Source organism: Tateyamaria algicola (genome assembly GCF_047715485.1).
GTDB lineage: Bacteria > Pseudomonadota > Alphaproteobacteria > Rhodobacterales > Rhodobacteraceae > Tateyamaria.
Window position 1 is genome coordinate 2,870,440 of sequence record NZ_CP180422.1, and the last position, 11,948, is coordinate 2,882,387.

Below are 11,948 nucleotides of genomic sequence, written 5' to 3' on the forward strand. Positions count from 1 at the left end.
TGTCAATTTCCATAGACGTACCCCGGCAGCCAAAGCGCGATTTCGGGGAAGGTCATGATCGTGGCCAAGGCCACCACCATCACCAGAACAAACGGCAGGATGGATGAATAAATGTCTTTCAGCGTGATCTCGGGCGGAGCCATCGCGCGCATCAGAAACAGGTTATAGCCAAAAGGGGGCGTCATATAGGCGATCTGCGTGGTGATCGTGTACAGCACACCGTACCAGATGAGATCAAAGCCAAGCGCGCCCACCAGCGGGACGTAAAGCGGGGCAACAATCACCAGCATTGCGGTGTCATCCAGAAACGTGCCCATCAGGATAAAGCTGAGCTGCATCAGGATCAGGATCATCCAGGGGCTCAAGCCCAGCTTTTCGGTAAACAGGCTCTCGATGGCCTTGACCGCGCCGAGCCCGTCAAAGACGGCGCCAAAGGCAAGGGCGGCAAGGATGATCCACATGAACATGCACGAGATGCCGAGGGTTTTGCGCACTGATGTCTCGAACACTTCGCGCGTCATCCGGCCTTTGACCACGGCAGCGAGAAACGCAGCGATGGCCCCGATGGCCGAGCTTTCGACCAGCGACGTCCAGCCATTCACGAACGGCACCATCATCGCAAAGAAGATGAAAAGCGGCAGGAGACCCGCGCCCAGCAGTCGGATTTTCTCGCCCATGGGCAATGCCCGTTCCTGCGCGGGCAGGACGGGCCCGAGGGCCGGGTTCAGACGGCAGCGGATCACGATGTAGATCACGAACATCGCCGCCATCATCAATCCCGGCAGCACTCCGGCCAGCCACAGCTGACCCACGGGCTGGCGCGCGATCATGGCGTAAAGCACCAGCACGACAGAGGGTGGCACAAGGATCCCGAGTGACGATCCCGCCTGGATCACACCGGTCACCATCCGCTTGTCATAGCCGCGTTTGAGAAGCTCGGGCAGGGCGATGGTTGCTCCGATCGCCATGCCCGCAACGGACAGACCGTTCATTGCCGAAATCAGCACCATCAGCCCGATTGTGCCGACGGCCAGCCCACCCGACAAGCCGCCCATCCAGACATGGAACATCTTGTAGAGGTCGTCGGCAATCTTGGATTCCGACAGGATGTAGCCCATGAAAATGAACATCGGCAGCGTCAGCAGCGGATACCATTTCATCAGTTTGATCGCGGCCGCAAACCCGAGGTCATATCCCCCGCGGTCCCCCCACAGGAAGAATGCGGCCACAACGGCCACGAACCCAATCGCGCCGAACACGCGCTGACCCGTCAGAAGCATCAGCATCATGGACGAGAACATGAGGATTGCGATGACCTCGTAGGACATCAGACCTTTGCCCCCATGTCGTGCCCCTTGATGCGCAGGATGTCCTTGAAGAACTCGGAAACGGCCTGCAGCAACATCAGGAAGATACCGATCAGCATGATCGCCTTGATTGGCCAGAGATAGGGCCGCCAGACCGACGAACTGCGCTCGCCTCCGTAGCTGATCGAGTATTGAAAGCTTTCCCAGCCGCCCCAGAGCAGAAAGATCAGATAGACGATCAGGAACACCACCGTCATCGCATCTATCTGGGCCTTTCGATGATCGCTCCACTCGCCATAGATCAGGTCCATGCGCACGTTCGATCCCATCTGGATCGAATAGGGGCCGCCGAGCATGTAGTAGGCGACCATTGCGAACTGCGCGACTTCCAGCGTCCAGAGTGACGGGACAAAGAACGTCTTGCTGATGGACGACCACAGCAGGATCGCCATCATCACAAAGATGCCGTACATCACGACCCGCCCGATGCGATAGTTCATCGCATCCACGACCGAGATGTATGTCATCACCCCCTTCAGCATGCCGCAACCTCGGGCGTTGCCAGCGCACGCTCGATCCAGGCGGACAGCCTGTCGGCCATCGCTGACTGTGCGGGTTTGTCCGCGATCAGGTCGTTTCGCACCTCGATCATGACGTTGAGATGGCCGCTTGGCAGGGCGTGTTCTTTCAACGTGTGGGTCACGCCATCAGCGGGGCCATAGGGCTCATTCCGACGCACGATGTGCCTCGTGTCGGCATGGGTCAAAAGCGCGTCGGCAAGGCGCGCATCGCTGTCGTGCAGGATGCCGATTTCCACATCGCGCATTGCTCCGTGATAGATCGGGGTGAAGCTGTGCACCGTGATCAGCACCGGGTCGTCAACGTCGGCAATGATCTGCGCCACGGCGCGGCGAAAGGGCTCGTAGTAGACACTGACGCGCGCGGCCTTTTGGGCGGGCGTCAAATCCGCGTTGCCGGGCACATCGACACGTTCGCTGCGCGCGGGCATCGCATCGGGCGCGTCGGGCGGGCGATTGCAGTCATAGACCAGCCGAGAGGTCCTGGCCGCGATCAGGGTGGCCTTCAGCCGGTCTGCCATCTCTTCGGCCAGCGCCAAGGCACCGGGGTCCCACACCACATGGCTGTCGCGTGCAGCGTGGGCCAAACCGAGGTTGTTGAACTCTGCCGGAATGTGGGGACTGGCGTGTTCACACACCAAAATCACAGAGGACGTCGCGTGGGCATCACGGACATCAACAATGGTCTCATCCAATGGGCGGTTCAGGTGATTCATCTCGACTCCCACCTTGGAAAAGTCTTGCCAAGCAGGGTTTCTGTCAACACAATTGTGAAAAATTCATAACAGGACGAATAGCGCTGTTAATTTTTTGCACAATGACGAGGCATCTGAAATGACCGATGCAAAGCAGACGATTTCGGACCGCATTCAGGCCAAGCTGGACGACCTGACACGCGCCGAACGTCAACTGGCCCTGTCGATCCTCGAAAACTACCCGGCTTCCGGCCTTGGCCCTCTGACGGCACTGGCCAAAGGGGCGAACGTGTCGGTGCCGACAGTGGCGCGGATGGTGCAAAAGCTGGGGTACAAGGGCTATCCCGACTTTCAGGCCGATCTGCGCGACGAATTGGGGGCCATTGCGAAAGGGCCGATCGCCAAACACGAAACTTGGGCCGGGGCGGCCCCGTCAGAACATGTCCTGAACCGCTTTACCGAGGCGGTGATCGACAATATTCGCAACACAATGGCCCATATTGACCCGGTCGCCTTTGACGAGGCGTGCGCACTGGTGGCCGACCCCAACCGGCATCTCTATGTCGTTGGCGGGCGTATCACGCACACGCTTGCCGAATACCTCTTCATGCACTTGCAGGTGATCCGCCCAAACGTGACGCATGTGCAATCGACGTCCAATACTTGGCCGCATTATCTGTTGAATGCGGGCGATGGCGATGTGTTCGTGATTTTCGACGTCAGGCGGTACGAGAACAATACACTCAAGCTGGCCGAGTTGGCCTATGACCGGGGCGCCAAGATCGTGCTGTTCACCGATCAATGGCGGTCTCCGGTGCACCGCATGGCGGATGTCAGCCTGACAAGTCAGATCATCGTACCGTCGGCATGGGACAGTGCGACGGCGATCATGCTGCTGGTGGAAAGCATGATTTCGGCGGTGCAAACCCCGAACTGGGACAAGACCAAGGACAGGATGCAGGAACTGGAAGACATCTTTGACAAGACCAAGCTTTTCAGAAAATTCACCTGAGAAAACGGTTGCTGATTTCCCGTGTTCATTGCCTCGCAAATCCAATTCGAACCGCCTGAACCCGGATGCGTTTTCACCGGGTGCAGTTTCGATGTGTCCGCCTATTCCCCAACGTTCTTTGATCACTTCAGCATCGCGTGCCCAGACAGCATCAATGCGTCGGTGCCCAAACGGCAGGCCGAGTTTCTGGCCGGTCGGTACCTCGCCCGCGCGGCCTTGGACGCATTGGGATCGCCCGCCTCACATGTCGGGATCGGAACGCATCGCCAGCCGCTCTGGCCAGACGGCTACAGCGGCTCGATCAGCCATGCGGACGGCGGCGCTGTCGCCTTGGTGGCCGCGCGGCGGGACCGTGTCATCGGGGTCGATCTCGAAACAATATTGTCCGCACATACAGCCCAAACAGTTGGCCCACAGATTTTGACGCAGACCGAGGCGACGTGGCTCCCCTCGTCGAAAGGTGACTACTTGGCCAATCTGACGTTGATCTTTTCCGCGAAGGAGACCTTGTTCAAAGCGCTCAATCCAAGGGTCGGAGAGTTTTTCGACTTTCACGCCGCCGAGTGCGTTGGTGAAATCACGTCTTCCAAGGTCTCGCTCGCCTTGACCCAAAATCTTGGAGCCACTTTGTCAGCTGGCCGGGTGTTTGAGGTGTCTTGGCGGTTTTGGAACGGTCAGGTTCTGACCTGGCTCAGCGCGCCCTGGGTTGAGGCGCCCTGACAGCAGATCAAATAGACTGGGCCAATCGAAACCGCGTCCGAACAATTGTACGGAACCGTACGGGCACTTTTTTGCAGCCTCTGGAAATGTTCCCTTTGACCGGGCTAAGTCGAGAAAAATTCAACCAAAAGTAGGTAATTCTTGCGATGCATACGCATGCATTGGATTTGGCGTCGAGTCTTTTTTGCATTGTTTTTTAGTAAGAATAATGCATGAAATATCGTGTAACCGTGTTTCGTTGAACCGTTTTTTGAGTACCGTCAGATTTAGCAAACCCATGAGGACGACATGACAGCCGCAACCGCAAATGACACCAATAGCGTGAATTCCTCTGCATCTGCCGAGGCAAACGAAATCGTATCCAAGGCCGTGAAATGGTCCGCTGCTGCGGCTGTGATCCCGTTGCCTTATGTCGATCTGATTTCTTTGGGCGCCGTGCAACTGAACATGGTCCGCGATCTGGGCAAGCTCTATGACGTGGATGCAAAGGACGAAGTGATCAAAAGCGCGATCTCTGCGCTGCTGGGAACACTCGGCCCCGCCGCCCTCAGCGGCAGCATCGTCGGCTCGTCCCTCAAACTGATCCCCGGCGGCGGTACACTGCTTGGCAGTGCGGGGCTGGCAGCAGCAGGCAGTGCTGCAACCTATGCAATCGGGCAGGTCTTTATCTCTCACTTTGAAGATGGTGGCACGGTCGAAAACCTCGACGCTGAATCCAAGGCGGATGAAGTCGCAAGCGCTGTCAACGCGGCCAAATCCAAGTAACGCAAGGGAGATCATGACGTGATACCTTTGCATCCAGTTTTGGCTTACGTCGCACTCAGTGCGCTCGTCGGATATTGGGGGCGGAACTGGACGATCGGTTTTCCGGGATGTTTTGTTCTGTCGCTCTTGCTGACACCCCTTCTGGTGGGGGTTTTCGTGCTGATTTCCGCGCCGCGCAGGGAAGCCTGAACTCTCACACGCGCCCAGCAAGGCGATCAAGGCCAATCAAATGACCGGACAATCGACGGGTGACGCCATGCTGCGATTTCTATCGGAGCGTGGCGCCGATGATAATCGAAAATGGCGACTGAAGATGCCCCGCATTCCGGAGGAAATCTCGCTCGGCACATGGCTGGCCATTGTGCTGTTGTCGGCGATGTGCGGTACGGGCGTTCTCTTCCTGCTCAATACCGAAGCGCGCCTGATCGAATATCACGGCTATTCCACTTTGGTCGCTGTCCTGTTCATTTGTCTTTTGGTGATCTACCGCCTCGCCCAACGATTGCTGATCAGCCGGGCAGGGCGCGGCATCGAAACCGCGTTGCATCACCGCCGCACTCGTATCACGGACAAGGTGCTGCAACTGTCCCTGCGCGATGTCGAAGACCTCGAGGCTGACCGCGTGATGGACGGCCTGTCCGCCCACTACGCTGCGCTCAGCCAGGCGGCTGTGCCCCTGATCGCAGGTGTCGAAGGGCTTGTGTTGTTGGTCTTCATGTATGGCTATCTGCTGATCCTGTCCCCGGCGGCCGGTCTGCTGACTTTGGTGATCGCTGTGGTCACGGCTTTCGGGTACTTTGCCCTGAACAAAGAACTGGATGCCGCCCTGGAAGAGGGCGCCGCATCCGACAACATGCATCGCCGCTACTCGGAGGCCATTGTTCATGGGGCCAAGGAGTTGCGTCTGAACGCGGGCAAACGGACAGCGCTTGAGGCGGATATGCGCGCCACCTCGCAAGAGCTGTCTGACAGTCGCACCACCTCTGCCGTTCTGTTCTCGCAAGTGATTTCGACGGGAACCAGCGTGTCCTACCTCTTGGCCGGGGGTGTTGTGTTCGCCTTGCCGGTTCTGAACGGATCAGGTCAGGACGACATATCGCGCGTTGTCATGGCGGTGCTGTTCCTGCTGGGCCCGATCGGGTCGGTGATCAACAGCGTCCATCACTATTCCATCGCCAAATTCCGGCTTGGGGCCATCAATGGGTTCGAGCGCGCGGTGGATGCCTGTCTCGACAACCAGCATGGTGATGCCACTTTGGCTGATGGCCCGTTTGAAAACCTGACCATGGATCAGGTCAGCTATGCGCACAAATCCGATAGCAACGACATGGCCTTTGCCGTGCGTGATCTGGATTTCACGGTTTCGCGCGGCGAGATCGTGTTTATCACAGGCGGAAACGGGTCCGGCAAAACAACTGCGCTGCGGGTGTTGACCGGGCTCTACCCGCGCGACGAGGGGCAGATCACCCTGAACGGAGAGGGTATTCCGAAATGGCCGCCGCAGGCCTATCGCGATATCTTTGCCACTGTCTTTGCCGATTTTCACCTGTTCCCCAAAACCTATGCGCTGGACCCCGAGGGCCATGTGGAATTGCGCAAATGGCTGGGTGTTCTGGGCATCGACGGCAAAGTGCCCGAAGGGTCAGACCTGTTGCCGCACAAGCTGTCGACGGGGCAGCGCAAACGCCTCGCATTGGCGCTGGCGCTGGCCGAAGACCGACCTGTTCTGGTGCTTGATGAATGGGCGGCTGATCAAGATCCCGCAACACGCGAGGCGTTCTACAAAACGCTTCTGCCGCAGCTGAAAGCGCGCGGCACCACTATCATCGCGGTCACCCATGACGACCGCTATTTTGACTGCGCTGACCGTCGATACCACATGACCGAAGGCCGTCTGGAAGCGTTGGCACCATGACTAAAAAACCTCTCTCTCCATTCATTCTGGCGTTTCGACGGGTGAGCCTGTCGCTCAGCTTTGTCATTCTGGTCGCGCTCTTTTTGCTGGTCGTGCTGTGGCAGTCGATTGTGCACACGACCCCCGTCGGCCATTACAGCGTGCTGTGGCACCGCCTGTCGACCTCCGAGGGGGGAACTCGGTCGGCCCGCTTGGCGAGGGTCTGCATCTGATTTGGCCGTGGGATGAATTCTACACCTACGATCTGCGCCTCCAGACCCATTACAACAACTATCAGGTCGTTTCGAATGACGGGCTGCACTTTGACATCTCGCTGACCTTTCGTTGGCGGCTGATTGGCGAAAACGTCGTGTCGCTGAACGAGAATATCGGCCCTGACTATGTCGAAAAGGTTCTGGTGCCCGAGATCGGGTCGGTGACCCGTGCCGTGATCGCCCAGTACAACGCCGAAGCACTGGTGACCGAGGGGCGCACGGATGTGCAATCGCAGATTTACGCGGATGTCACCTCCAAGGACCTGCCAAACGGCATTCTCGGGCGTCGCAAACCCGAGCCGGACGAACTGGGGCTGATCCTGCTGACGGATGTTCTGATCCGGCGCGTTGAACTCCCGGCTCAGATCAAGCGTGCGATCGAGAACAAGCTCGAACAAGGGCAAGTCGTCGAAGAATACGCCTTCCGCGTTCAACGCGAAGAACTGGAAAAGCAACGCAAAGAGATCGAAGCCGAGGGCATTCGCAACTTCCAGAACACGATCGCGCCAGCGATTTCCGAAAGCTATCTGAAATGGCGCGGGATCGAGGCGACCCTGCGACTGGCGGAATCCCAGAACTCGAAAGTGGTCATTTTCGGTAACAGCGATGATGGACTGCCCGTCATTCTGGACATGGAAACACCACTGGATGCTGGTGGGCCGCTGCCGCCGGAACCGCAGCCAGACCAGCAACAGACTGTGTCTGATCCGCTTGCGGATCCGGCGGAACCAGCAGCGATACCAAGCGACAGACCATAAACTTAGATCGGATGTGTGATGGGTGGGCACAGCACGTTAAGTTCAGACTGCAATGCGGATGACGGTTCTGACCCGCTTGCCGCCCGTATCAGCGCTGTTCCGGGTATCGTTGATTGCGCTGTGTACGATGTGCCGTACGGTGCAGGTGCGCTGCGCGTTCTGGCCGTTGTCGGCCCGGCTGCGGCGTCTTTGGCAACTGATCCTCCGTCGGGCATTTTGCGCCCGGAAGGCGGTGCGGATGTGATCGTGCCAGCGACGGCTTTGGCCGAAAACATCCTTCGGGACGCCCCTTTGTGGTCAGCGGCGGCGCAAGACGCAGCGACGCGCCGCATCGCTACGCAGTTCGATACCTCCGACGTTGCGATGACCTTTGCGTGGGACGTTGCGCCGGTCGCGCGCGCGCCGTTTGGCGCAGGGAATGGGCAGGCGGCACCTATGGCCCCCACAGACCGCACCGGGTTCGGGCGCAAATTGTCGAACCAGCCCGCCCTGATCGAGGGGGCGCCTTACACCCCACCCGACGGCTATCCCGTCACGCTTGCCGAGGCGGTGATGCGGCTGCAGGGGTCGACGCAAGAGATCGTGATCTATCGGCCAAACGGTCAGGTGGACCGGTTGCCACACGATACGGTCCTCGGTCAGGCGCTAAGGGTCCAGGCGGGGCTGGTCGCACATGGTTTTAAAAAGGGCGACATCGTACTGTGTGACGTCACGGATGCGATGCAAAGCACGGCGATCATCTGGGGGGCGACCCTGGCTGGCATCGTGCCCGCGCTGATCACCGTGCCCGCGAAGGATGACGCCAATACCGACGCCATCGCACGGCTGAAGGCTGCGGCACAGGTGCTGGGGCATCCGCCGATCATTCTGGACGGCGCGCGGGCGCTTGCGGACCTCGGCACGCTCAGGCAACTGGACGCGCACAGCCTGATCACACACGATGGGGTTGTGCCAGAACCTGCACAAATTGATCCAGAAGACGACGCAGTGATCTTTCTGACCTCTGGCAGCACCGGCGTGCCCAAGGGTGTTGTGCAATCGCATCGCGCTGTTTTGTCGATGATCGGTGCGGCCCTGCGCCAGGGGGCCGGGGTGACGGACGGACACCCAATGTTCAACTGGATGCCCCGCGATCACGTGGGCTCTTACATGTTCGGAGCTGCGGGTGCCTGCGTCCTGGGGGTCTCGCAGGTTCATGCCGATACCGGCTGGATCCTCGCAGACCCGACCCGCTGGCTGGATATCATATCTGACAACCGGGCCGGTTTGACGTGGTCGCCAAACTTCTCGTTCGCCCTCATCACGCAAGCCGCGCAACGCCATCCCAAGGATTGGGACCTCTCGTCGCTCCACGCCATTTTCAACGGCGGGGAAACGGTGACAGAGGATGTGCTGGATACGTTCATCGCTTCCATGACACCGTTCGGGATGGCGGGTGCCGAGGTAATGATCCCGTCGCTCGGCATGTCCGAAACCTGCTCGGCCGTCACCCTTGGGCGGTTGGGGCGTGCGCGTGGCCCGTTCACCAGCCTTGGCGGTGCGGTGCCGGGCACCCGAATTCGCGCGGTGGATGAGGCCGGGACGTACCTGCGCGAGGGCGAGATCGGGCGCATCGAAGTGACAGGGCCGCAATTGCTGAGCCGGTATCACGGCATCGACGCATCCGCCCTGTCCGAGGACGGATGGTATGACACCGGCGATCTGGGCTTTGTCGCGGGACAGGAACTGTACCTGACAGGCCGGCTCAAGGACACGGTGAACATCAACGGCGCTACTTACTTTGTCCATGAGATCGAGGCGGCCCTGGCGGGCATTCCCGGGCTGAATGACGCCGCAACTGTCGTTACCGCCATAAAGCGGCCCGGTCGTGACCGCGAAGAACTGGCCGTATTCTTTGCGCCAGCGCATGAGGAATGGCGCGACGATCCCGTTGTTTTGGCGCAGCTGGCCACTGCGCTGCGGGACAGGCTGGGCGCACGCTTGGCCCTCTATCCCGACCTTTTGGTTCCGGTGTGCGCGCAGGATTTGCCGCGCACCAGCATTGGCAAGGTTGTGCGGCGGACATTGCAGGATCAGGTGTGCGCAGGCCTGTTTGACGATCAGATCGCACAGGTGGCTTTGGCAATAGGGGCGCCTCATGTGGCACCCTTCGCGGCGCATCGCCGGGTATGGCGAAAGATCAGCGCGCCGCATGCGCATGCAAGGCAGGTCTCGCCCGTGTTGGTCTGTTTTGACCCTGCAACCGACATCGATTTTCTTGACGTTCCATACGAACGGATGCCGCTGAATGGCGCGCTGCCCCTGGCCGGAGTGGCAGGACGAACCGTCGTATTTGTCGCGCCTTTGATGGGCGAGAGCGCAACAAGCGGCTATGATGGACTTCAGCACTTGGGAAACCAGATTGCCCGGCTGCCCGCTGACCTGAGGCCGGACCGCGTGCTCGTCCTCACCCAAAATTCGGTTGCGACACACGGTGTCGATGATGTCGCGCCTGATCATGCCTTGTTGGTTGGGCTGGTGCGCGCCTTTGATGTGACAATCGGGGATGTGCATTGGGCGCTTATGGATGTGCATTGCGATGATCGCCCCGCCCAAAGACGCGCGATCTTGGCCGCGCGCGAGACAGTGTGCGCCTTTCGGGACGGCGCATGGCGCGCCCCGCGATGGCGCCCTGAGCAGGTAGAGACAGCGAGCCTGCGCAATGCAGTTACCCCTGCTGGTCCGTGGCTGGTGACAGGCGGGCTTGGGGGTATTGGGCGCCATATCTGCAAGGAGTTGCAGGCTGTAGGCACTGACCTGATCCTCGTGGGGCGCACGCCTGAAGAGGCTTTGGACACGGTCAAAGCCAATGCACTCAAGGATTTGAACGTCAAGGGCACAACCCTCTATTTGGCAGGTGAGTTCGGCAGCGCCGATATGGCCGAACGCATTGCCGACGCAGAGGTGCGGCTGGGTCACAGGATTGCGGGTGTTCTGCATCTCGCCGCCCTTGCGCCCGAAGATGACCAGATGGACGCGGATGGTTTCTTGCGCGTCTGGGAGTTGGCGCAGTCAAGCCTCGCAACTGCACTTGCACTGGCGAAACAGCGCCCCGGTCTGCAGCTGGTCACCGTAGGCTCGATCGTGGGGCAGATTGGTGGCCGGATGAAAGCCTACGGTGCCATCAATGCCGCCCTTGCCGAAATGTCATCCTCCGTTGCGGCGGCGGGGCTGTCGCATGTGCGTCTGGATCTGTCCTGTTGGGAAAACCGAGGCATGAGCGAGGACCGCACCAGCGCCGCATTGTTGCATGCCGACGGCTTGTTGCCCCTTGGGGATGCGGCGGGTGTTGCCCTGGTGCGCCATGCGATGGCGGAACCATCCGGTCATGTGATCGGCGGAATGGATGTCCGCCACCCCCGGCACGGATGGCTCGAAGATGTCCGCGCTGCCCGTCCCGTTTTGCGCCCGCGGATATGGGTTGCAGGGGATGGGCCTGACGGCGTGGTCAGCCTGCCTGATGCGCGCGGGGCGGATTGCGCCGCGCCTCTCCACCTCTTGGCGAGCCTGCCCAAAACTGTGGAGGGGGCGATTGATCATAGCCAGTTGTCGGTCGGGTGGCGCGACGGAGGTGACGGGGCGGATGATGGCGTCGCACAGGTTGCCGCCCTCGCGATGGCCGAAACCCTGTCCCTGGATCACGCGCCGATCACTGCCGATTTCTTTGCGCTGGGCGGGACATCCCTGCAGGCTGCCAGCCTCGCACAACGCCTGTCAGAGCTGTTCTTTGTCGACCTTGGGATCGCCCACGTGTTTCAGGCCCCACGCCCCGTTCAGATGGCCGCCACCCTGCGCAACCGCGAAGCCGAACCGGGCCTTGCCGATGCAGCCGCGCAAGAGATTTTGAACGTGCTCGGCGCATCCCAAGATCATGCAGAGCCCGCGTGATGACGAAACTGGGGGCA

General features: G+C 59.9%; 10 protein-coding genes. 7 read left to right on the forward strand and 3 right to left on the reverse strand.

What is annotated here, in order from left to right:
• Positions 1-2: 2 nt before the first annotated feature.
• From ACMHLQ_RS16645 to ACMHLQ_RS16655, 3 genes are read right to left on the reverse strand one after another with little or no spacing between them, the layout of a single operon-like run.
• On the reverse strand, positions 3-1,328 hold the full coding sequence (locus ACMHLQ_RS16645; RefSeq protein WP_415401816.1) for a TRAP transporter large permease: 1,326 nt from the start codon (positions 1,326-1,328) through the stop codon (positions 3-5).
• On the reverse strand, positions 1,328-1,849 hold the full coding sequence (locus ACMHLQ_RS16650) for a TRAP transporter small permease subunit (RefSeq protein ID WP_415401817.1): 522 nt from the start codon (positions 1,847-1,849) through the stop codon (positions 1,328-1,330). The genes ACMHLQ_RS16645 and ACMHLQ_RS16650 overlap by 1 nt, the downstream gene beginning before the upstream one ends.
• Positions 1,843-2,601, reverse strand: a complete 759-nt coding sequence (locus ACMHLQ_RS16655; protein WP_415401818.1) for an N-formylglutamate amidohydrolase — start codon at positions 2,599-2,601, stop codon at positions 1,843-1,845. The genes ACMHLQ_RS16650 and ACMHLQ_RS16655 overlap by 7 nt, the downstream gene beginning before the upstream one ends.
• A gap of 118 nt (positions 2,602-2,719) precedes the next feature.
• On the opposite strand from ACMHLQ_RS16655, the gene ACMHLQ_RS16660 reads away from it, so the two are divergent.
• The 7 genes from ACMHLQ_RS16660 to ACMHLQ_RS16690 all read left to right on the forward strand — a co-directional run bounded on the left by ACMHLQ_RS16660 (position 2,720) and on the right by ACMHLQ_RS16690 (position 11,931).
• Complete coding sequence (locus ACMHLQ_RS16660) at positions 2,720-3,592, forward strand: MurR/RpiR family transcriptional regulator (protein ID WP_415401820.1); 873 nt, start codon at positions 2,720-2,722, stop codon at positions 3,590-3,592.
• Between the two features lie 21 nt (positions 3,593-3,613).
• Positions 3,614-4,312, forward strand: coding sequence for a 4'-phosphopantetheinyl transferase family protein (locus tag ACMHLQ_RS16665; protein WP_415401822.1), 699 nt, complete (start codon positions 3,614-3,616; stop codon positions 4,310-4,312).
• Positions 4,313-4,600: 288 nt separating this feature from the next.
• The gene (locus tag ACMHLQ_RS16670; protein ID WP_415401824.1) at positions 4,601-5,077 is read left to right on the forward strand and encodes a YcjF family protein; all 477 of its coding nucleotides are present in this window, start codon (positions 4,601-4,603) and stop codon (positions 5,075-5,077) included.
• A gap of 313 nt (positions 5,078-5,390) precedes the next feature.
• Complete coding sequence (locus ACMHLQ_RS16675; protein ID WP_415401825.1) at positions 5,391-6,992, forward strand: ATP-binding cassette domain-containing protein; 1,602 nt, start codon at positions 5,391-5,393, stop codon at positions 6,990-6,992.
• On the forward strand, positions 6,989-7,204 hold the full coding sequence (locus tag ACMHLQ_RS16680) for a hypothetical protein (protein ID WP_415401826.1): 216 nt from the start codon (positions 6,989-6,991) through the stop codon (positions 7,202-7,204). The genes ACMHLQ_RS16675 and ACMHLQ_RS16680 overlap by 4 nt, the downstream gene beginning before the upstream one ends.
• A complete protein-coding gene (locus ACMHLQ_RS16685) occupies positions 7,138-8,004 on the forward strand; it encodes a prohibitin family protein (protein WP_415401827.1) in 867 nt (288 codons plus the stop codon). Before ACMHLQ_RS16680 ends, ACMHLQ_RS16685 begins: the two co-directional genes overlap by 67 nt.
• An 18-nt stretch (positions 8,005-8,022) precedes the next feature.
• Positions 8,023-11,931, forward strand: coding sequence for an SDR family NAD(P)-dependent oxidoreductase (locus tag ACMHLQ_RS16690; protein WP_415401828.1), 3,909 nt, complete (start codon positions 8,023-8,025; stop codon positions 11,929-11,931).
• Positions 11,932-11,948 lie beyond the last annotated feature (17 nt).